The sequence below is a fragment of the Faunimonas sp. B44 genome (assembly GCF_052655945.1).
Window position 1 is genome coordinate 141,833 of record NZ_JBQYEX010000001.1, and the last position, 21,416, is coordinate 163,248.

General features: G+C 71.0%; 18 protein-coding genes and 1 tRNA gene. 7 read left to right on the forward strand and 12 right to left on the reverse strand.

Annotation, left to right across the window (positions count from 1 at the left end):
* Positions 1-38 precede the first annotated feature (38 nt).
* From ACUN0C_RS00695 to ACUN0C_RS00720, 6 genes are all read right to left on the reverse strand, one after another.
* Complete coding sequence (locus tag ACUN0C_RS00695; protein WP_445464392.1) at positions 39-2,768, reverse strand: cation-translocating P-type ATPase; 2,730 nt, start codon at positions 2,766-2,768, stop codon at positions 39-41.
* A 115-nt stretch (positions 2,769-2,883) separates the two neighbouring features.
* On the reverse strand, positions 2,884-3,558 hold the full coding sequence (locus tag ACUN0C_RS00700; RefSeq protein WP_445464393.1) for a L,D-transpeptidase: 675 nt from the start codon (positions 3,556-3,558) through the stop codon (positions 2,884-2,886).
* 147 nt (positions 3,559-3,705) lie between these two features.
* The gene (locus ACUN0C_RS00705) at positions 3,706-4,317 is read right to left on the reverse strand and encodes a cysteine hydrolase family protein (RefSeq protein WP_445464394.1); all 612 of its coding nucleotides are present in this window, start codon (positions 4,315-4,317) and stop codon (positions 3,706-3,708) included.
* Positions 4,318-4,371: 54 nt separating this feature from the next.
* On the reverse strand, positions 4,372-5,895 hold the full coding sequence (locus ACUN0C_RS00710; RefSeq protein ID WP_445464395.1) for a tripartite tricarboxylate transporter permease: 1,524 nt from the start codon (positions 5,893-5,895) through the stop codon (positions 4,372-4,374).
* Between the two features lie 22 nt (positions 5,896-5,917).
* On the reverse strand, positions 5,918-6,361 hold the full coding sequence (locus ACUN0C_RS00715; protein WP_445464396.1) for a tripartite tricarboxylate transporter TctB family protein: 444 nt from the start codon (positions 6,359-6,361) through the stop codon (positions 5,918-5,920).
* Positions 6,358-7,329 carry a Bug family tripartite tricarboxylate transporter substrate binding protein gene (locus tag ACUN0C_RS00720; protein WP_445464397.1) on the reverse strand — a complete coding sequence of 324 codons (972 nt, stop codon included), beginning with the start codon at positions 7,327-7,329 and terminating at the stop codon, positions 6,358-6,360. The genes ACUN0C_RS00715 and ACUN0C_RS00720 overlap by 4 nt, the downstream gene beginning before the upstream one ends.
* 141 nt (positions 7,330-7,470) lie before the next feature.
* Here ACUN0C_RS00720 and ACUN0C_RS00725 point away from each other — a divergent pair, with 141 nt between their 5' ends.
* On the forward strand, positions 7,471-8,436 hold the full coding sequence (locus tag ACUN0C_RS00725) for a hydroxymethylglutaryl-CoA lyase (protein WP_445464398.1): 966 nt from the start codon (positions 7,471-7,473) through the stop codon (positions 8,434-8,436).
* Positions 8,437-8,438: 2 nt separating this feature from the next.
* Entirely contained in the window at positions 8,439-9,626 is a 1,188-nt protein-coding gene (locus ACUN0C_RS00730) for a CaiB/BaiF CoA transferase family protein (RefSeq protein ID WP_445464399.1), read from the forward strand.
* Between the two features lie 3 nt (positions 9,627-9,629).
* Here ACUN0C_RS00730 and ACUN0C_RS00735 read toward each other — a convergent pair whose 3' ends face one another.
* Entirely contained in the window at positions 9,630-12,842 is a 3,213-nt protein-coding gene (locus ACUN0C_RS00735) for a sensor domain-containing protein (protein WP_445464400.1), read from the reverse strand.
* Between the two features lie 147 nt (positions 12,843-12,989).
* Positions 12,990-13,178, reverse strand: coding sequence for a hypothetical protein (locus ACUN0C_RS00740; protein ID WP_445464401.1), 189 nt, complete (start codon positions 13,176-13,178; stop codon positions 12,990-12,992).
* A gap of 111 nt (positions 13,179-13,289) precedes the next feature.
* Between ACUN0C_RS00740 and ACUN0C_RS00745 the strand changes: the two genes are divergently transcribed.
* The gene (locus tag ACUN0C_RS00745) at positions 13,290-14,204 is read left to right on the forward strand and encodes a lytic transglycosylase domain-containing protein (protein ID WP_445464402.1); all 915 of its coding nucleotides are present in this window, start codon (positions 13,290-13,292) and stop codon (positions 14,202-14,204) included.
* A gap of 1 nt (position 14,205) precedes the next feature.
* Here the strand turns inward: ACUN0C_RS00745 and ACUN0C_RS00750 are convergent, their stop codons facing one another.
* Positions 14,206-15,087, reverse strand: a complete 882-nt coding sequence (locus ACUN0C_RS00750) for an SMP-30/gluconolactonase/LRE family protein (RefSeq protein ID WP_445464403.1) — start codon at positions 15,085-15,087, stop codon at positions 14,206-14,208.
* Positions 15,088-15,122: 35 nt separating this feature from the next.
* Positions 15,123-15,515 carry a response regulator gene (locus ACUN0C_RS00755; RefSeq protein ID WP_445464404.1) on the reverse strand — a complete coding sequence of 131 codons (393 nt, stop codon included), beginning with the start codon at positions 15,513-15,515 and terminating at the stop codon, positions 15,123-15,125.
* A gap of 244 nt (positions 15,516-15,759) precedes the next feature.
* Between ACUN0C_RS00755 and ACUN0C_RS00760 the strand changes: the two genes are divergently transcribed.
* Complete coding sequence (locus ACUN0C_RS00760; RefSeq protein ID WP_445464405.1) at positions 15,760-16,533, forward strand: tellurite resistance TerB family protein; 774 nt, start codon at positions 15,760-15,762, stop codon at positions 16,531-16,533.
* 129 nt (positions 16,534-16,662) lie between these two features.
* On the opposite strand, the gene ACUN0C_RS00765 is transcribed toward ACUN0C_RS00760, so the two are convergent.
* Together ACUN0C_RS00765 and ACUN0C_RS00770 are read right to left on the reverse strand one after the other, a co-directional pair.
* A tRNA-Ala gene (locus ACUN0C_RS00765) sits at positions 16,663-16,738 on the reverse strand.
* 83 nt (positions 16,739-16,821) lie between these two features.
* A complete protein-coding gene (locus ACUN0C_RS00770) occupies positions 16,822-17,241 on the reverse strand; it encodes a TIGR02300 family protein (protein WP_445464406.1) in 420 nt (139 codons plus the stop codon).
* Positions 17,242-17,411: 170 nt separating this feature from the next.
* Here ACUN0C_RS00770 and aroA point away from each other — a divergent pair, with 170 nt between their 5' ends.
* The 3 genes from aroA to rpsA all read left to right on the forward strand — a co-directional run bounded on the left by aroA (position 17,412) and on the right by rpsA (position 21,320).
* Positions 17,412-18,782 (forward strand): 3-phosphoshikimate 1-carboxyvinyltransferase, encoded by a 1,371-nt coding sequence (gene aroA / locus ACUN0C_RS00775; RefSeq protein WP_445464407.1) that lies wholly within the window; start codon positions 17,412-17,414, stop codon positions 18,780-18,782.
* A complete protein-coding gene (locus ACUN0C_RS00780; RefSeq protein ID WP_445464408.1) occupies positions 18,779-19,423 on the forward strand; it encodes a (d)CMP kinase in 645 nt (214 codons plus the stop codon). Before aroA ends, ACUN0C_RS00780 begins: the two co-directional genes overlap by 4 nt.
* 193 nt (positions 19,424-19,616) lie before the next feature.
* Positions 19,617-21,320: a 30S ribosomal protein S1 gene (gene rpsA / locus ACUN0C_RS00785; RefSeq protein WP_445464409.1), complete on the forward strand. Its 1,704-nt coding sequence runs from the start codon at positions 19,617-19,619 to the stop codon at positions 21,318-21,320.
* Positions 21,321-21,416: the final 96 nt, after the last annotated feature.

Here is a 21,416-nt window from a genome sequence, read left to right on the forward strand (position 1 = left end):
GCGGATCGGTCTTTGTCGGGGCGCAAACGGAAGGGCAGTCAGGCGCCTGCGAGGTGATAGCGGCGGCGGACGGCCTTCTCGATCTCCAGCAGCGCGAAGAGCACGATGCCGACCCCGATGATCGCGGCACCGTCGGCGAGTGCCACCGGGCGCGTTCCCATCACGGCGTTGAGCTGCGGCAGGTAGGTCAGCAGGAGCTGCGCGGCGACGACGAGCCCGACGCCGATGAGCACCGCGCGCGTGCCCCGGATGCCGTACCAGGAGAGCGACGGGGCGTGCAGGTAGCGCATGCTGAAGAGCGAGAAGATCTCCATCACCACGATCGTGTTGACGACGATGGTGCGCGCCTCCTCCAGCGGCAGGCCGCGCTCCAGCGCGGAGAAGAACATGCCGAACGCAAACAGCACGAAGAGCGTGGAGACGAAGCCGATGCGCCAGAGCAGAAGCCCCGAGAGCAGCGGCTCCTTCGGGCTGCGCGGCGGGCGGCGCATCGTGTCGGGCTCGGTCGGCTCGAAGGCGAGGGTCAGCCCGAGGGCGACCGCAGTGATCATGTTGATCCACAGGATCTGCACCGGCGTGACCGGGAGCGTCAGCCCGAACAGGATGGCCGCGATGATGACGAAGGACTCCCCGCCATTGGTCGGCAGCGTCCAGCCGACCACCTTGCGGAGATTGTCGTAGACGGTGCGCCCCTCCCGGACGGCCGCCGCGATCGAGGCGAAATTGTCGTCGGCGAGCACCATGTCGGCCGCTTCCTTGGCGGCTTCTGTGCCCTTCCGGCCCATCGCCACGCCGACGTCGGCGCGCTTCAGCGCCGGCGCGTCGTTGACGCCGTCGCCGGTCATGGCGATCACCCGGCCGTCGGCCTGCAGCGCCTGGACGATGCGCAGCTTGTGCTCGGGGCTGGTGCGCGCGAAGACGGTGGTCTCCGCGGCGACCCGGCGCAGCGCCACATCGTCGATCTCGTCGAGGTCGGCGCCGGTCGTGACCGCGCCGGGATCGGCGAGCCCGATCTGGCCGGCGATGGCCGCGGCGGTGCGGGCGTGGTCGCCGGTGATCATCTTCACCGCGATGCCGGCCGCCTGGCAGTCGGCGACCGCCTGGATGACCTCCTCGCGCGGCGGGTCGACCAGCCCGATCAGGCCGATCAGGACGACGTCCTCCCGGAAGGCATCCTGCTGGAGCGCGTGCCGGTCCTCGGGGAAGCGGCGGAAGGCGAGGGCGAGCACGCGCTTGCCCTCGTTCGCCATGCGCTCCGTCTCCGCCGCCCAGAACGCCGCGTCGAGCGGCGCCGTCGGCCCGTTCGGCGCGAGCTGCCCCGTCGCCATGCCGATCATGTGCTCCGGCGCGCCCTTCAGATAGGCGATCGCGCCGCCGGACCGCGCCGGGTGCAGCGTCGCCATGTAGCGGACGGCAGGGTCGAACGGGATCTCGTCGCGGCGCACATACTCCGCCCGCGACGCCTCCCGGTCGTGCCCGGCCCGCTCCGCGAAGGCGACGAGCGCGCCCTCCATCGGGTCGCCCTCGACCGACCAGCCGCTGTCGTCGAAGCGGATGTCGGCGTCGTTGCACAGGAGCGCGGCGCGGCCGAGGCGGCGCAGCGTCCGGTGCTCGTCCACGGCGAGCGCGAGCCCGTCGCGCGAGACGGAGCCCTCCGGCGCGTAGCCGGTGCCCGCGACTTCGAACCGGCCCTCGGACGTGACCGCGCCGCTGACCATCATCTCGTTGCGGGTGAAGGTGCCGGTCTTGTCGGAGCAGATCACGGAGACCGAGCCGAGCGTCTCGATCGCTGGCAGCACGCGCACGATCGCGTTGCGCTGGGCCATCCGCCGGACCCCGATCGCGAGCGTGATGGTCATGATCGCCGGCAGGCCTTCGGGGATCGCCGCGACCGCGAGCCCGACGACGATCATGAACGCTTCGCCGACCGGCAGGCCGTCGACGTAGATGGCGTAGGCCCAGGCGAGCACCGAAACGACGAGGATCGCCACCGTCAGCTGGCGCCCGAACTGGCCCATCTGCCGGACGAGCGGCGTCGTCAGCTGCTGGACTTCGCCGAGCATGGTGCTGATGCGGCCGAGCTCGGTCGCGCTGCCGGTCGCCACCACCAGCCCGATGCCCTGTCCGGCCACGGCGAGCGTGCCGAAGAAGGCCATCGAGCTCCGGTCGCCGAGCGCCACCTCCGCCCCGACGGGCGCTTCGCCCTTCTCGACCGGCTCGGACTCGCCCGTGAGAGCGGCCTCCTCGATGCGCAGCCTGCGGGCTCGAATGAGCCTGAGGTCGGCCGGAACCCGGTCGCCGGCTTCAAGAAGCACGATGTCGCCCGGCACCAGGTCGGCGGACGGAACCGACACGCGGCTTCCGTCGCGCAGCACCGAGGCGTGCGGGCTGATCATGTCCCGGATCGCCTCGAGCGAGCGCTCGGCCCGGCCCTCCTGGATGAAGCCGATCACGGCATTCGCGACGACGACGAGGAGGATCATCGTCATGTCCACGTACTCGGCCATGACGCCGGTGACGACGGCCGCGACGAGGAGCACGTAGATGAGGACGTTGTGGAACTGCGCGAGGAAGCGGGCAGCCGCGCCCTTGCGCTTCGCCTCCGGCAGCTTGTTCGGGCCGAACCGCGCGAGCCGCGCCGCCGCCTCGGCGCTCGTCAGGCCGCGCGCCGAGCTTTCGGTGCGCGCCAGCGCCTCCTCGGCGCCGAGCGCATGCCAGGCGGTCGGGCCGGCATCGGTGGCGATGCCGGCGCCGACTGAAAGGGGCATGTCGGGGCCGCCCGGGCGGCTGCCTTCATCGGGTCTGGTCGTCGACGGGGCCACGCATACTCCTCGGCCGCACCATGCCCGAGGCAGCCGGGGAAATCAAAGCGACCTCCTGTCCTCAGGCGGCGAGGGTCTGCGCCGGCGGCAGGACGACCACGCGGGCGCCGAGCGGCACGCGGTTGTAGAGGTCGATCACGTCGGCATTGAGGAGCCGAACGCAGCCCGACGACACCGCCCGCCCGATCGAGGCCACCTCGGCGGTGCCGTGGATGCGGTAGAGCGTGTCCTTCCTGCCCTGGTAGAGATAGAGGGCGCGGGCGCCGAGCGGGTTGGCGGGTCCGCCGTCCATGCCGTTCGCATATTCGGCGAGTTCCGGCTGCCGCTCGATCATCTCCTTCGGCGGGAACCACTTCGGCCATTCCTGCCGGTCGCCGACGACGGCGTCGCCGTTCCACTCGAAACCGTCGCGGCCGATGCCGACGCCGTAGCGCATCGCCATCCCGCCCTCCATGACGAGGTAGAGGTAGCGCGCGCCCGTATCGATCACGACCGTGCCCGGCGGCTCCCCGGTCGGGTCGGCCACCATCTGGCGGTGGAACTGCGGGGGCACCTTGGAGAGGTCGACGGCGGCGACCGGGAACGGCTCCGGCGTCTCCGGCACCAGCATCAGGCGCGGCAGCGGCGCGGCCGCAACCGGCTTCGGCGGGGGTGCGCTCTGGGTGCATGCCGAGGCCAGCAGCGCGCCGGCACCGGAAAGGAATAAACGTCTGTCGATCAAGGTCGTGGGTCCCATGGCCGGGTTCGGCCGAGTTGCTGAAGAGCGAAGCTGCAAGCCCCGCATCCGGTCAAGACCGCCGGCGCGGCGCCAGGAGAATCCGGCGATCCGTGTCGTTCCCGCCACGCCCGCCGGCCGGCGGCCGAGCGCCGTTCCGCCGCCGGATCAGCGCCAGTGCTCGAGGATGGTGGCGGCGTCGGCGAGCTCGATCTGCTGCGAGAAGCGTCTGCCGTAGAGCGTCATGAGCGCGTCGTGGGTGGTGTCGGAACCGCTGCAGAGCGCGTCGCGGGCGAGCACGACGCGGAAGCCGTGGTCGACGGCGTCGAGCACGCCGGCCAGCACGCAGACGTCCGTCTCAGCGCCGCTGACGACGAGCGTGTCGACCTTGCGGCCGACCAGGAAGGCGGCGAGGTCGGTCCCGAAGAAGGGCGAATAATGGAACTTGTCGAGCACGCGCGCCGGCGGGACGAGGCGGGCGAGCGCCGGGACGAGGTCGATCAGGCCGGGCGCGAGGCGCTCGCGCGTGATCTCCGGCCAGGCCTCGTAATAGGCCCGCCACATGCCGGGCATGTCCTCCGCCCGCTCCGGCGGGATGAAGCGGGTGAAGATGGTGCGCTCCGCATGCCGCTCGGCGATCGAGGCGACGACCGGCAGGACGCGCTCCATCCACGGCGTGTGCCACGGCGTCGCCTCGGCGAAGAGGTTCTGCATGTCGATGCAGAGGTGGACCGTGCCCTCTCCGAGCGGCCCCCAGCGCAGCGCGTCGACGTTCTCCATGGCCCGGCATAACGGGCCTGCGGCGGATTCGATCCGCCGCCGGCCCGGGCGCGGTCAGTCGTGCTCCGGCTCGGCCTCCGGATGGGCCGCCCGCTTCTGCCGCATGCCGAAATAGACGGCGATGGCGAGGAAGATTGCGGTCAGCGCATAGAGCGTGAGCGAGATGCCGCTCTGGAAGAGGATGCCGTATTCGCCGCCGGAGATCGACAGCGCGCGCCGGAAGTTGCTCTCCATGTCGGCCCCGAGGAGAAGGCCGAGCACCACCGGGACGACGGGGATGGCGAGCTTGCGCAGGATGTAGCCGAGCACCCCGAACAGCACCATCATGAACACGTCGAAGGGCGAATGGCTGATCGAGTAGATGCCGACGAAGCTGATCATGACCACGAACGGCATCAGCGCCCACATCGGGATCGCGAGCAGGCGCGTGAAGATGCCGACGAGCGGCAGGTTCATCAGGAGAAGCACGAAGTTCGCGAAGAACAGCGCCGCGATCAGCCCCCAGACGACGTCCGGCTCCTTCTGGAAGAGGAGCGGGCCCGGCGTGATGTTCAGCGAGATGAGGAGGGCAAGGAGGACGGCCGTGGTGCCCGATCCCGGCACGCCGAGGCTCAGCATCGGCACGAGCGCGCCGCCGGCGGCGGCGTTGTTGCCCGCCTCCGGCGCGGCCACGCCGCGCGGATCGCCCTTGCCGAAGGTGCCGTCGCGGTCGGAATAGCGCTTCTCGATCGTATAGGCGAGGAAGGAGCCGAGCGAGGCGCCCGCGCCGGGCAGCACGCCCGACACGAAGCCGATCACCGAGCCGCGCAGCATGGCCCCGGCGGAGGCGGCGATGTCCTTCCCCCTTGCGAAGGCCCGGCTCACCGCCACCGTCCGCGCCGAGATCGCCGCATGGCCGTGCTCGAGCAGGACGAACACCTCGGAGATCGCGAACAGGCCGACGATCGCCACGATCGCGTCGAAGCCGTCGAAGAGCTCGAAGACGCCGAAGGTGAAGCGCGGAACCCCGCTCTGGGGATCGATGCCGACGGTGCCGAGGGCGAGCCCGAGGCCCGCCGCCAGCAGCGTCTTGGCCGGGTTCGCGCCGGTGATCCCGCCGATCGTCGCGAAGGCGAGCACATAGAGCGCGAAATACTCGGCCGGGCCGAAATGGATGGCGAAACGGACCAGCAGCGGCGCGAAGAGGAGCAGGCCGATCGTGGCGAGGATCGCGCCGACGAAGGAGGCCACCGCCGAGATGGCGAGCGCCTCAGGCGCCTTCCCCTTCTGCGCCATGGGGTAGCCGTCGAGGCAGGTCATCATGGCCGGCTCGTCGCCGGGGATGTTGAGCATGATCGACGAGATCCGGCCGCCATACATGCAGCCGTAATAGACGCAGGCGAGGAGGATCAGCGCCGAGGCGGGGGGGAGCTGCAGCGAGAACGCGACCGGGATCAGGATTGCGACGCCGTTCACCGGGCCGAGCCCCGGCAGCGCGCCGATGATCGTGCCGATGAAGCAGCCGACGAGCGCGAGGCCTATGTTGGTCGGCGTGAACGCGACCGCGAAGCCCTGCGCGAGGAAGCCGAGCGTTTCCATGGCGCCTCCGCCGGAACAGGGTTCAGAACGACAGTTCGGGGGCGAACGGGAGAGGCAGCCCGAGCACCATGTCGAAGACGACGAAGAGCCCGCCGCCCACGACGAGGCCGAGCAGGACCGACTGCAGCCAGCTGCCGCCGAGGATGCGGGCGAGGATCATGCTGCCGAGCGCGGTCGAGGCTGGGAAACCGAGCGGCTCGAGGAGCAGCGGGTAGAGCAGCAGGACCGCGAGCGTCACCCCCTGGCGGACGATGCCGGGCCAGTGGATCCATTGCGGATCGGGATCCGGCCGCACCACGAGGTAGAGGGAGAAGAGCCCGAGCGGGATGGCGACGAGCTTCGGGAACGCGGCCGGGCCGACCGGATCGCCGAAGCTCACCTGATAGTGCGAGGCGCCCATCCAGAACCCGATCGCGAGCGCCAGGAGAATGACGCCCGCGATCCGGTCGCTCAGGCCTCGGGTCACTGAATGACCCCGATCGCCCTCGACACGTTCTTCATGTTCTCTTCGGATTCGCGGACGAAGGCCTCGAACTCCTCGCCGCCGCGCCAGACCGGCGTCAGGCCCTTGGCCTTCGCCGTCTCCTGCCATTCCGGGGATTCGTAGAGCTTCTGCATGATCTCGACCCAGCCGTCATAGGACGCGTCGTCGACCTTGCCGCCCATGTAGAAGCCGCGCCAGTTGTAGCCCTCGTAGTCGACGCCCTGCTCCTTGGCCGTCGGCGCGTCGGGATAGGCCTCGAGCCGCTCGCCGGACATGACCGCGAGCACCTTCACGTCGCCGGACTGGATGAAGCCGCCGATCTCGCCGATGTCGGTGGAGACCACGCCGACATGGCCGCCCATCAGCTGCGTGACGGCGTCGCCGCCGCCGGAGAACTCGACCCATTTCACGCTCTTCAGCTGGTCGGTGGCCATGCCGGCCTCCTCCAGCATCATGAGCAGGCGGAGATGGTCCCACCCGCCGACGCCGGAGGAGCCGGCGGCGACGATCGAGCCCGGATCGTTCTTCATCGCCGTCAGGAGCTCTTCCAGCGAATTGAAGGGGGCGTCCTTCTGGACGAGGACGACGCCGACGTCGGCGCCGAGCATGGCGAGCCAACGCATGGCATCGACGCCGGCCGGGTACTTGCCCTGGGCGATCTGCGTGATGCCGACGGTGGAGGTGGCGACGATCAGGTTCGGGTCGCCGGAGCGCTTGGAGGCGACGTTCGCATAGGCGACCGCGCCGACCGCGCCGGTCATGTTCGTGACCTGCACCTGCCCGCCGAGGAGGCCCGTGTCGGTGAGGAGCTTGCCGACGGTGCGGCAGGTGAAGTCCCACCCGCCGCCGGGATTGGCCGGTGCGATGCACTCCACGTTCTGCGGCGTGAAGGCGGCGAGCGGCAGGGCCAACGCGGCGACGGCCGCGACGCTGGCGAGGCGTCGGAACATGCGATTTCCTCCGAGGATTATCGTGCGGATCGTGTCCGCATCCTGTTTGCGCCGCAAAGTTGACCATCTGGACCGGACATGGTCAAGCAGCAGCAGCAGCCGGACCGGCAGCGAGCACCGTCCCAGTCAGGAGGATCCCCGATGAACGGACAGGGCAGCGGCGCGGATCACCCAGGTCCCCGCTTCATCGAGATCGTGGAGGTCGGCCCGCGCGACGGCTTCCAGATCGAGAAGGCCTTCATCCCGACCGAGGAGAAGATCGCGATCGTCAACGCGATGATCGATGCCGGCGTGCGGCATCTCGAGGTGACCTCCTTCGTGTCGCCGCGCGCGGTGCCCCAGCTCGCCGATGCAGCCGAGGTGATGGCGGGCGTCGACCGGAGCCGGGGCGCGTTCCTGACCGCTCTGGTTCCGAACCTCAGGGGCGCCGAGCGCGCCGCCGCGGCCGGCGTCGACGCGATGGTGGTGTTCTGCTCCGCCTCCGAGAGCCACAATTCCAAGAACGTGAACCGCACGGTCGCGCAGTCGCTCGCCGGCTTCCGCGACGTTGCGAAGCTGGCGGAGGAGGCCGGCATCGAGGTCATCGGCGGCATCGCCACCGCGTTCGGCTGCCCGTTCGAGGGCGAGGTGCCGCCGGCCGCCTTGGTGCGCATCGCGACCGCCTACCGCGATCTCGGCATCCGCCGGATCGGCCTCGGCGACACGACCGGCATGGCGACGCCGCCGACCGTGCAGGCGGCGGTGAGGGCGCTCCGCGCGGAGACGCCGGAGCTCGACGTCGGCCTGCACTTCCACAACACGCGCGGGGTCGGGCTCGCCAACGTCCTCGTCGGCCTCGCCGAAGGCGTCCGCCGCTACGACGCCTCCATCGCCGGCCTCGGCGGCTGCCCGTTCGCGGCCGGCGCGACCGGCAACATCTGCACGGAGGACCTCGTCTACCTCCTCCACGAGAGCGGCTACGACACCGGCATCGACCTCGACCGCCTGTGCGAGGTCGCGCGCTACGTCGAGCGGGTGATCGGGCGGACGCTGCCCGGCCAGGTCATGAAGGCCGGCCCGCGGCTCCAGCGCCACGGCATGGGCGAAGTGGCGACAGCGGCCGGCTGACCATGGCGGAGCAACCCCTCGCCGGCATCCGCGTGGTCGACCTGACGCGGATCCTGTCCGGACCGTTCTGCACGATGATCCTCGGCGATCTCGGCGCCGAGGTGATCAAGGTCGAGCCGCCCGGCCGCGGCGACCACGTCCGGCAGCTGGGCTCCATCGTCGACGGCTTCAGCTGGTACTTCGCCGCCTTCAACCGCAACAAGCGCTCGGTCGTCATCGACCTGAAGAGCGACGAGGGCAAGGCGGTGCTCGCCCGCCTCATCGCCGGCGCCGACGTGCTGGCGGAGAACTTCCGGCCCGGCGTGCTGGCCGAGATGGGCTTCGGCGCGGACCGCCTGGCGGCGCTCAATCCGCGCCTGGTGGTGGCGAGCGTGAACGGCTACGGCTCGGAGGGCCCCTATGTCGACCGGCCCGCCTTCGATTTCATCACCCAGGCGATGTCGGGCTTCATGTCGGTCAACGGGACGCCGGAGAGCGGGCCGCTCCGGGCCGCGCCGCCGCTCACCGACCTGATCGCCGGGCTCTATGCCGCGCTCGGCGTGGTCGCGGCGCTCAGGGTCCGCGACCGCGACGGCATCGGCCAGACGGTCGAGGCCTCCATGATGAACGGCATGATCAGCATGATGGCCTACCTGGCCTCGACGCAGCTCGCGACGGGCGCGACGCCGCCGCCGACCGGCAACGATCACCCCGTCGCCTCGCCCTACGGGCTGTTCCATGCGAGCGACGGCGACGTCGCGGTGGCGCCGAGCACGCCGCCGATCCTGAAGCGCTTCCTCGCGGCGCTCGGCCTCGAGCACCTGCTCGACGATCCGCGCTTCTGCAGCAATGCGGAGCGCATCCGGAACAGGGCGGCCCTCAACGCTCTCATCGACGAGCGCATGCGGGGCGACACGCAGCAGAACTGGGTCGCGCGCCTCAACGCCGCCGGGGTGCCGAGCGGACGCGTCCAGAGCCTGGCCGAGGTCTTCGAGGACCCGCAGGTCGTCGCGCAGGAGATGGTGATCGACGTCCCGCATCCGGGCCGCGGCACCGTCCGCATGACCGGCTTCCCCCTGAAGCTGTCGCAGACCCCGTGCCGCGTGAACCGGCCCGCGCCGGAGCTCGGCGCCGACACGGAGGCGGTGCTGGGCGAATTCGGGCTGGGGGCGGCCGAGATCGCCGCCCTGAAGGAACGGGGCGTGATCTGAGCGTCACGCGCGGGCGCGGCGCCGCCCTTCCTCGCCTGCCGCCCGCTCGCCGAAGGCCCGCACGAAGCGCGCGACCTGCGGCGCCGGCATCGGGCGCGCGTAATGATAGCCCTGCCCGACGTCGCAGCCGGCCGCCGACAGGATTCCGGCCTGGCCCGAGGTCTCCACGCCCTCCGCCACCACCTCCATGCCGAGGCTGTGTCCGAGCGCGATGACGGCGAGCGCGATGGCCCGGCTCGCCTCGTCCTCCTCGATGCTCTCGATGAACGAGCGGTCGATCTTCAGGACGTCGACGGGGAACTGCTTCAGGTGGGTGAGCGAGGCATAGCCGGTCCCGAAATCGTCGAGCGCGATCTTGAGGCCCGCCTCGTGGAGGAGCTGGAGCTTGGCGTCGACGGTGTCGCCCTCGCGGCCGAGGAGCACGGTCTCGGTAACTTCGATGCCGAGGAGCGACGGGGCGAGCCCGGCCGCCTCGATCCGCCCGAGCAGCCGCTCCACCAGATCCGGCCGCCGGAATTCCGCCTCCGCCAGGTTGAGCGCGACATGGCCGAACTCGATGCCCTGCTCGCGCCACGCGACCATGTCGCGCAGGCTCGCCTCGAGCATCCGCTCCCCGAGCTGCGCGGCGATCTCCGCATTCTCGAACGCGGGCGCGATGGCGCCGGGCGCCTGGATGCCGAGCTCCGGATGCCGGCGCCGGAGGAGCGCCTCCAGGCCCGTCACCCGGTTGGTCCGGAGGCAGATCTTCGGCTGGTAATAGGGGATGATGTTCCCGGTCTCGAGGCTCCGGCGGACGCTCGCGCAGACGGCGACCTTCTCCTCCATGGCGTGCCGCATCTCGGGCCGGAACAGGACGGCGCCGGAGCGCCGCCCGCGCTTGCCCGAATAGAGCGCGACGTCGGCATTCTTGAGGAGTTCGGCCGCCGATGCGGCTTGCTCCGGAAAGAGCGAGACGCCGGCCGTCGCGCGGCTTGCGATCGCCTCGCCGCGATAGTCGATCGGCCGGCGGATGGCGTCGATCAGCCGTTCGGCGAGCGAAAGCGCCGCGGATTCCTCATCGAGGCGCGGCAGGACGACCGCGAATTCGTCGCCGCCGAGCCGCGCGACGGTGCCGGATGCGCCGACCAGACCCTGCAGCCGCGCCGCGACCGCGCGCAGGAGCGCGTCGCCCGCGTCGTGGCCGAGCGTGTCGTTGACGTCCTTGAAATCGTCCAGGTCGATCAGGAGCAGCCCGACCCGGCCATGCATTCCGCAGTCTGACACCGCCGATTCGAGGCTCTCGTGGAAGAGCCGGCGGTTCGGCAGGCCGGTCAGCGAGTCGCGGTTGGCGAGATCCCACATCCGCCCCTGGGCCGCCTTGGCTTCGGTGACGTCGGTGACCGCCCCGAACACCCGGCGCGCTCCGCCCTCCACGGTCTCCACCTGCCCGATCGTGCGCAGCCAGCGCCGCTTTCCGGTGACGGTGACGTAGGGCAGCTCGAGGTCGTAGGAGCCGTTCGTGTCGATGATCTCCTGCAGCTTGCGCCGGTGGAACGCCGCGGCGTCGCCTTCATACCGGCTCGACTGCCAGGCAATCGTCGGCTTCTGGTGGCGCGGCAACTCGGTGATCTTGTAGGTCTGGTCGGTCCAGATCAGCTCGCCGGTCGAAAGGTCGATCTCCCAGCCGCCGACATTGGCGAGTTGCTCCATCTGCTCGAAGAGCGTCTGCCGCCGCGCCAGCTCGCGGCTCTGTTGGCGGAGCGTCTCGCGGTCGCGCCGGCGCGCGATCGTCTGACCGATCAGGCTCGCCACCGTGTGGAGCAGGTCCCGCTCTTCATTGAGGAAAACGGCCTCGCCGTCCCCGTCGGCGAGGTACCCGACCTCGATCCGGCCGACCGCTTCGCCGGCAACCTCGATGTCCGCCGAGATGCAGGCGCGCGGGCTCGCGTAGGACGGGCTGGTATAGTCCGCCCCGTCCTGCGCGATCCGGCAGACGGCGTCTTCGGGGCGCCACATGGCGGATGGCAGGACCAGTGCGATCCAGCCGAGGATCTCCTCCAGGTTCACGTCCTCGCGGTTGCAGGCGACCGCGATGGCATGAAGGCAGCGCAGTTCCTTCACGCGCTCCGCGAGATCGCGCGATCGCGCGGCGATCTCCTGCTGGGCATTCAGGCGCTCCTGGATGTCCGTGTAGGTGCCGATCCACTCCGCGATCGAGCCGTCCTCGGCGGGAACGGGCGCGCCGCGGACCGAGAACCAGCGATAGGTTCGGTCGCGGCTGCGCACCCGGCAGTCGACCTGGAAGGCGTCGGAGCCGGCAAGCGCCGTTTTCCAGGCCGCCGACATGGCCGCCCGGTCGTCCGGATGGATCGCCTGGATCCACCCGTCCTGTTGCGTCTCCTCGAAGCTCTGGCCGGTATAGGCTTCCCAGGACGGCACGGGGTCGACCGCCTTCCCGTTCCTGTCCGCCGTCCAGACGATGCTGGTCGTCGCGGAGACGAGCGAGCGGTACCGGCGCTCGCTTGCGACGAGCCGCTGCTCGGCGGCGCGCTGCGCCGACATGTCGGTCGCGCAGCCGATCATGCGGACGGCTTCGCCCTTGCCGTTTCGCACGATGAAGCCCCGGTCCCAGAACGGGCGGTAGGAGCCGTCCTCGTGCCGTAGCCGGTACGCGCGCGACCAGCGTTCCGCGCCGCGCGCGATCGCGTCCTCGACGCTCGCCAGAACCGCCTCGCGCTCGTCGGGGTGGATGCGGTCCATCCACCAGGACGCCGCGGTTTCGAATTCGTCCTGCTCGGTGCCGAGCGCGTCGGAGGCGCCGCGCCAGGCGATCCGCTGCGTGTTGCGGTTCCAGTCCCAGACCGCATCGCCGGTGGCACGCGATATGAGCGCCATGGTGAGCTCGCGCTCGCGCATCGCATCCTCGATCCCGTCGAGTGCGTCGTCGAGTTCCGCAAGCGGCGCCGGCGCGCGCCCGCGCAGATGCGTCGGCTCGACCTCGCCCTTCGCGATCCGCCGCGCCCGCTCCGTGGTCGCGGCGAGCGCCAGGTTCCCCCGTCCGCCGTCGAAGCAAGCCAGGGCTGTCCCGCAGATGGCCACCCCGAGGGCGACCCCGGCCGCGACCCCGGCCAGCCCGGACGAGGTGCCGACGGTTATGAACACCAGGAGGCCGGCGGCCGCGATGCAGGCCGCCCAGAGCGCAGCAGTGCGCTCCGCGGCACGCGGCCAGGACCGCATGCCCGCGCTCTCCTCCCCTTCGTGATCGGCCTCGGCCTGCATGCGCAGCTGCTCGCGACGGGCGAGATGCCCGGCACCATTTCCCCTGCGGCAGATTAAGAATCCCTGATCGAGACTGCAGCGCGGCCTTGCCGCCTTGCCGTCCGCTCAGTCCCGGAACGGCCTTTCGCCGAAAAGGCGCCGCTTGAGCAGGTAGCCGACGGCAAGCACCAGCGCGATCGCCACCCCGATCAGCAGGATGACCATCGCAATGCCGCCGAGAATCGCGGTGAGCGTGTTCCAGAAGCCGATCTGCGCGATCAGGATCGCGAGCAGCAGGATGATGAGTATCGGCACGGTGCTCTCCGCTGCGAGGGAACCGGAGCCGTACTAGCGGCTTCCGTCGGGGCGCCGCAAGGGCGTCATGGCGCGTGTTGTTGCGCGCCGGGCTGTTCCATAGTGCACGACATGATGCGTATGCGTCTCATCCTTTCGGTCCTGGCGGCGGCGACCCTCCTCTCCGCTGCCGTGGCCGCGCCCGTGCCGGCCGCTCCGCCCGCCTCGCCCCCGGCGGCCGATGCTGCCGAAAGTGCGGAGCGGGAGGCGGAAAGCGCCGTCGAAACCGTCTGCCGGCTGATCGAGACGGCGGCGGCCGCGGCCGGCCTTCCGATCGGGTTCTTCACGCGGCTGATCTGGAAGGAAAGCGCGTTCCGCAGCGACGCCGTCAGCCCCAAGGGCGCCCAGGGGATCGCGCAGTTCATGCCCGGCACGGCGCTCGAGCGCGGGCTGGAGGACCCCTTCGACCCGGCGCAGGCGATCCCGGCCTCCGCCGCCTTCCTGCGCGACCTGAGCACCCGGTTCGGCAATCTCGGCCTTGCCGCCGCGGCCTACAATGCGGGGTCGCGGCGCGTCGAGGACTGGATCGCCGGCATTGGCGGCCTGCCCTGGGAGACGCGCGACTACGTCGCCGCGATCACCGGGCAGGCGCCCGAGCAATGGCTGCCCGACGGCGAGGCCGGCACCGAAGCCGAGGCGGCGCAGGACAGGAAGGATGACCCGGCCGAATGCGTCACGCTCGCCGCCAGTCTCGCCGTGGGGCGGATTCCGCCTGCCGTCGCGCAGGCGCCCTGGGCGCCCTGGGGCGTGCAGGTCGCCGGCCATTTCTCGCGGGCGCAGGCGCTGTCGCAATTCGCTTCCGTCAAGAAGCGTTTCCCGGCGGTGCTCGGCGACGCCGCGCCGCTGGTGATCTCGTCGCGCAACCGCAGCCGCGGGGCGCGGCCGCTCTACCAGGTCCGGATCGGCGCGCCGAGCCGGGAGCGGGCGGAGGCCGTCTGCGACCGTCTCCGGGCCGCCGGCGGCAGCTGCGTCGTGCTGAAGAACTGAGTCAGCCGCGCCCGAAGCGCCAGGGCGGCACGCCGGCGACGCCCGCCTCCGCGGCCAGCACGCCGCCCGAGGCCGGGGCGCGGGCGAGCGCCTCCGCCGGCCGGCCCTCGCGCAGGCTGGTGACGAAGATCGTCCGATGGTCGGGGCCGCCGAAGCACGGCATGGTCGGCGCCGGGATCGGCAGTTCGTGGCGCTCGATCAGCCGGCCGTCCGGCGCGAACCGGTTGAGCACCCCGGCCGAGACGCCGGCGCTCCAGTAGCAGCCCTCCACGTCCGTCGCGCCGCCGTCGGGGCGCCCTGCCGCATCGTCGAGGGTGGCGAACCGGCGGCGGCCGGAGAGCGCGCCGCCGGCAGCGTCGAAGTCGAAGGCGTCGATCCAGGGCCCGCGCGAATCCGCAAGGTACATGGTCCGGCCGTCGGCCGACCAGGCGATGCCGTTGCCGATGGTCAGCCCGCCCAGCACGGCGCGGCACGTGCCGTCCGGCTCGATGCGGTAGAGCGAGGCCGTCGGCCCCTTGTCGGCGCGGTCGTCCATCGCCGCCGCCCAGAGCGCGCCGTCGGGGCCGACCTTGCCGTCGTTGAGGCGCGCGGCGGCCGGGTCGAGGCCGACCTCGGCGACGAGCTCCTGCTCCCCGGTTTCCGCGTCGAACAGCACGACCCGGTCGCGCAGGCCCAGCACCAGCCGCCGGCTTCGGGTGAGGCCGACGCAGCCGACCTCCCGGTCGAAGCTCCACTGCCCGGCGCGGCCGTCGGCGAGCCCGAACGCGTGCAGCCGGCAGCCCAGGATGTCGACGAAGAACAGCGTGTCGGTGCGCGCGTCGTAGACCGGGCTTTCGGCCAGCCGGCAGCGCGTGTCGGCGAGGAGGCGGAACTCGAGGGTCATGTCGCCTCCGGCTTGGGGCGGCGGGAGAGCGCGGCTCACGCCGCGGCGTGCTCGTCGGATTCCGTGCCCGAGCCCGCGCCGGCGAAGCCGCCGAAGCTCCGCTCCATCGCCCGGCGCAGCATCTCCGTCGTATAGGGCTTGGTGATGCAGACGCAATCGGCGAACGGCTCCGGCAGCGGGCCGGCATTGATGTAACCGCTGCAGAACAGGACGGGCACGCCGCGGTCGAGCAGGCGCTCGGCGAGCGGGTAGACCATCGTGCCGCGCAGGTTGATGTCGAGCACGGCCCCGTCGAGCGCGTCCTCCGCGAAGTCCTCCGCATCGGCGAGCGTGCCGAACGGACCGAGCACGGTGCAGCCGAACTCCTCGAGCGTGTCGGCGAGCGACATGGCGACGAGAACCTCGTCCTCGGTGGCGAGGATCTTCAAGCCTCTTAATCCGGACATGCGTGCACAACCTTCTTCGCCCGCTGCGGTTCCCCGCCTGCGGCGATGCGCACAGGAATTTCTTCCCGCACCCTCCGCGCCGGCGCCGGGCCTGCCGAATCCGGGCGAGCCTCACCGGGCACGACCTTGGTCCGCGTCCCCTTCCTCCGGCGTCCGCGGCCGGAACGGAACGCTTGTTCCCGCGATTTCCCTGCCTACGTCCAGCCGGACCACGATGGAGACCTGAATGCTCGACACCAAGCGATTGCTGGACCAGTTCCTCGGCGGCGGATCGGCTCTGCCGCAGGGCGGGGGCCGGAGCGGGGAGTTCGATCTCGGCCAGCTCGGCGACCTCGCCCGGCGCACGCTCGGCGGCGGCTTGGGCGGCGGCGGCCTCGGCGGATCGGGCGGCGGCCTCGGCGGCGGCGCATTGGCCGGCGGCCTCGCGGGCATCCTGCTCGGATCGAAGCGGGGCCGGAAGCTCGGCGGGTCGGCGCTCCGGGTCGGCGGCATGGCGCTCATCGGGGCGCTCGCCTACCGCGCCTACCAGGACTGGCAGGCCGGCCAGCGGCCCGGCACCTCGGCCACCGGCGGCGTCGAGGCGCTGCCGCCCCCGCCAAGCGGCACGCCGTTCAACCCGGCCGCCGAAGCCGACCAGCAGAAGCTCGGGCGCCGGCTGCTGCGGGCCATGATCGCGGCCGCGAAGGCCGACGGGCATATCGACGCCACCGAGCAGGCCGGCATCTTCGCGAAGATGGACGCGCTCGACCTCGACGCCGACGACAAGGCCTTCGTGATGGACGAGCTGCGCGCGCCCCTCGACGTCGACGCCGTGGCGGGCGGCGCCGCGACGCCAGAGGAAGCCGCGGAGATCTACACCGCGTCGCTCCTCGCGATCGACGTCGACAACGCGGCCGAGCGCGGCTACCTCGCCATGCTCGCCGCCCGCCTCAAGCTCGACGACGCCCTGGTCGGGCACCTTCACGCGACGGTGGAGGCGAGCACCGAGAAAACGGCCTGAGGCGGCCGGGCATCCCCGGCGGAGCCGGTTCGTGCCGAACTTGGGGAGGTGGATCGCCGGCGCAGCGGGGAGCGCCGCGCGGCGCGGCCGGTCAAAGACAAACGGCGCCTAGGGCGCCGTTGCGGGAAGTGGTGGAGCCAGGCGGGATCGAACCGCCGACCTCGTGAATGCCATTCACGCGCTCTCCCAACTGAGCTATGGCCCCAGCTTCCTGCGCCGCCTTCCGGCGAAGCGCGCGGAACCTATGTGTGGCGGGCGGGAATTGCAAGTCCCGTCGCGCCGCCTCGATCACCTCTCCTCGTCGTCGTCCCCGTCGACCTCGAGAAGGCCGGAAACGTCGTCGTCGCCGCCTTCCTCGTCGTCCTCGAGGAACGCCGCGTCCTCGCCTTCCTCGATGTCCTCGTCGATGTCGATGTCGGCGTCGGGGAGGGGCGGCACGCCGTCATCCTCCGCTCCGGCATCGTCGTCCGTATCGTCCTCGGCCTCCTCGAGCGGCACGATCTCGACGTCGCTCTCGGCGTCCTCGTCCTCTTCGGTTTCGCTCTCCGCGTCCTCGTCCGCAGCCTTGGCCGGCGAGGCCTTCTCGCGCGCGGTCAGCTCGTAGACCGTGCCGCAGGTCGGGCACACGATCGGGTCGCGGTTGAGGTCGTAATATCTGGAGCCGCAGCCGGGGCAGGCCCGCTTCGTTCCGAGTTCCGGTTTGGCCACTCGCAAGCCTCGATGGGTGTGGAAAATCGGGGGTTCCCCTAACCACGGCCGGTGCAGGTGTCAAACCTCTTTTCCGCGCGGCCGTCGTGACCTCCGGACTGCCCTATGATACGGAACCGCCCTTCCGAAAATGACCGAGGTGCGATCGGCACGGCCATGATTGAGGGCGCATGAACCACCCGCCGTCCAAACCGCTGGCGGCGCTGCCGGGCGGGCCGCTGCGCGGCGAAGTGTCCGTTCCGGGCGACAAGTCGATCTCGCACAGGGCGCTGATGCTGGGCGCGCTCGCAATCGGCACGACCGAGATCGCGGGCCTGCTCGAATCCGACGACGTGCTCGCGACCGGCGCCGCCATGCGGGCCTTCGGCGCGACCGTGGAGCGCGGCGCCGACGGCTTCTGGCGCGTCGCCGGGCTCGGCGCGGGCGGGCTGCTCGAGCCGGAGGGCGCGCTCGATTTCGGCAATGCCGGGACCGGCGCGCGCCTCGCGATGGGCATCGCCGCGGCGCATCCCTTCGCCACCACCTTCGTCGGCGACGCCTCGCTGTCGCGCCGGCCGATGGGGCGCGTGCTCCAGCCGCTCCGCGACATGGGAGCCGACGTCATCGCCCGATCCGGCGACCGGCTGCCGCTCACGCTGCGCGGGGCCGAGGCGATGGCGCCGATCGCCTATCGCGTGCCGGTGCCGTCCGCGCAGGTGAAGTCCGCGGTGCTGCTCGCCGGCGCGAACATCGAGGGGATCACCACGGTGATCGAGCCGGTGCCGACGCGCGACCACACCGAGAAGATGCTGGCCGGCTTCGGCGCCGAGATCGAGATCGAGGCGGGCGCCGGCGGCGAGCGGGTCATCAGGCTGAAGGGCCTGCCGGACCTCAGGGCGCAGCGCATAACGGTGCCGGGCGATCCGAGCTCGGCAGCGTTCCTGCTGGTCGCCGCGCTCCTCGTCGGGGGCTCCGACGTGACCGTTCGCAACGTCCTCCTCAATCCGGCCCGTACCGGCCTGCTCACCACGCTGCGCGAGATGGGCGCCGACCTGGTCGTCGGGAACGAGCGGATGTCGGGCGGCGAGGCCGTCGGCGACGTCCGGGCACGCGCCTCGCGGCTGCGCGGCATCGAGGTTCCGCCGGAGCGCGCGCCCTCCATGATCGACGAGTACCCCGTCCTCGCGGTCGCGGCCGCCTTCGCGGAAGGGCGGACGGTGATGCGCGGGCTGGAGGAGCTGCGGGTGAAGGAGTCCGACCGCCTCGCCGCCGTCGCCCGCGGCCTCGCCGCCAACGGCGTCGTCTGCGAGGAGGGGCCGGCGAGCCTCGAGGTGGACGGCGGCGTCGTGCGCGGCGGCGGCACCGTTCCGACCCATCTCGACCACCGCATCGCCATGAGCTTCCTCGTCATGGGGCTCGCCGCCCGCGAGCCGGTCGCCGTCGACGATACCGCCATGATCGCCACCAGCTTCCCGGACTTCCTGAGCCTGATGACCGGGCTCGGGGCGGCGTTCCGGGAGGACGCGGAGGGGGCGAAGCGCGCCGCGGCAGGGACGGCATGAGCGGCCGCCTCGTCATCGCCATCGACGGCCCGGCGGCGAGCGGCAAGGGCACGCTGGCGCGGCGCCTGGCGACGCATTTCGGGCTGAGGCACCTCGACACCGGCCTCACCTACCGAGCCGTCGCCGACGCGCTCCTCGCCGCAGGGGCCGGCCTCGACGACGAGGACCAGGCGGTCGGGGTGGCGCGGACCCTCGGCTTCGACCGGCTCGACAAGGGCCGCCTCACGCGGCCGGGCATCGGCGAGGCGGCGTCGCGCGTGGCCGTCATGCCGCGCCTTCGGGCCGTCCTCGTCTCCATGCAGCGCGCCTTCGCCGAAGCGGAGCCGGGGGCGGTGCTCGACGGCCGCGACATCGGCACCGTGGTCTGCCCGGACGCCGACGCCAAGATCTTCGTCACGGCCGAGCCCGAGGCGCGCGCGCGCCGCCGCACGCTGGAGCTCAGGCAGTTCGATCCGGGTGCGGACGAGGCGGAGGTGCTCGACGATCTCCGCCGCCGCGACGCCCGCGACATGTCGCGGGCCGATTCGCCGCTGCGGCCGGCCCCGGACGCCTACTTGCTCGACACCACCGACTTGGATATAGAAACCGCGTTTCGCGCGGCTGTGGAACATGTGGAGCGGGTTCGGAAGAGCCGCCGCTAGGGCGCACCTTTTCGGGTGTGCCCCCATTGGTGCTTGAAGCGCCCGTCCCCATCTTCCGCCGAGCGAGAGAGCGCCGCCCAAGGCCCTCGAGAAGCACCGGCCCGCTTCGTTTCAAGCGGGAAGGCCTGGGCGGCTGATGCAACACGAGCAGCCGGTGTGTGCCCGGACGCGGTCCGGGCGATCAGGAGTCTGAATGCAGTTACAACAGCCGAGCCGGGAAGATTTCGCAGCCCTGCTGCAGGAATCGCTTCTCGCCAACGACATCGCCGAAGGCACCGTGGTCAAGGGCCGCGTGGTGGCGATCGAGAAGGACCTGGCCGTCATCGATGTGGGCCTGAAGGTCGAGGGCCGCGTCCCGCTGAAGGAATTCGGCGTCAGGGGCAAGGACGGCGCCCTGAAGCCGGGCGACGAGGTCGAGGTTTATCTGGAGCGGGTCGAGAACGCGCTCGGCGAGGCCATGCTGTCGCGCGAGAAGGCGCGGCGCGAGGAGAGCTGGGTCCGGCTCGAGGAGAGCTTCGAGAAGAACGACACGGTCACCGGCCACATCTTCAACCAGGTCAAGGGCGGCTTCACCGTCGACCTCGACGGCGCCGTGGCGTTCCTGCCGCGCAGCCAGGTCGACGTCCGCCCGGTCCGCGACGTCGGCCCGCTGATGCAGACGCCGCAGCCGTTCCGCATCCTGAAGATGGACAAGCGGCGCGGCAACATCGTCGTGTCGCGGCGCTCCGTGCTCGAGGACACGCTCGCCGAGCAGCGCTCCGAGCTCGTCCAGCGCCTGAACGAGGGCCAGATCGTCGACGGCGTGGTGAAGAACATCACCGAATACGGCGCCTTCGTGGATCTCGGCGGCATCGACGGCCTGCTGCACGTCACCGACATGGCGTGGAGACGCGTGAACCATCCTTCCGAGATCCTGAACATCGGCGAGACGGTGCGCGTGCAGATCATCCGGATCAACCCGGAGACCTACCGCATCTCCCTCGGCATGAAGCAGCTCGAGGCCGATCCCTGGGACGGCATCGACCAGCGCTATCCGCTCGGGGCGAAGTTCACCGGCCGCGTCACGAACATCACCGATTACGGTGCGTTCGTGGAGCTGGAGCCGGGCATCGAGGGCCTCATCCACGTCTCCGAGATGAGCTGGACGAAGAAGAACGTCCATCCGGGCAAGATCGTCTCCACCTCCCAGGAGGTCGAGGTCGTCGTGCTCGACGTCGATGCGCAGAAGCGCCGGATCTCGCTCGGCCTCAAGCAGACCATGCGCAATCCGTGGGAGGAGTTCGCCGAGAAGCATCCGGTCGGCTCCACCGTCGAGGGCGAGGTCAAGAACAAGACCGAGTTCGGCCTGTTCCTCGGCCTGGAGGGCGATGTCGACGGCATGGTCCATCTCTCCGACCTCGACTGGGATCGCGCCGGCGAGGAGGCGATGGAGGACTACCGCAAGGGCGACATGGTCGAGGCCGTGGTGCTCGACGTCGACGTCGAGAAGGAGCGCATCTCGCTCGGCGTGAAGCAGGTCGGCGGCGATCGCTTCGCCGACGCCGTGGCCGGCGTCCGCAAGGGCTCGATCGTCACCTGCGAGGTCCTCGAGGTGAAGGATTCCGGTCTCGAGGTGAAGATCGCCGACAGCGACCTCTCCGCCTTCATCCGCCGTGCCGAGCTCTCGCGCGAGCGTTCGGAGCAGCGGCCGGAGCGGTTCGCCGCCGGCGAGAAGGTCGACGCCCGCGTCACCAACGTCGACAAGAAGAACCGGAAGATCACGCTCTCCATCAAGGCGCTGGAGATCGCCGAGGAGAAGGAGGCGGTCGCCCAGTACGGCTCGACCGATTCCGGCGCCTCGCTCGGCGACATCCTCGGCGCGGCCCTGAAGCAGCGCGACAAGCAGGGCGACGAGTAAGTCCCTCTGCAGCATTGAAGACCGGAGCCCGCGGCCAGCGCCGCGGGCTCTTTCGTTTCAGGCAGGTGCCGTGCGGTACGGCGCAGGGTGCAGGCC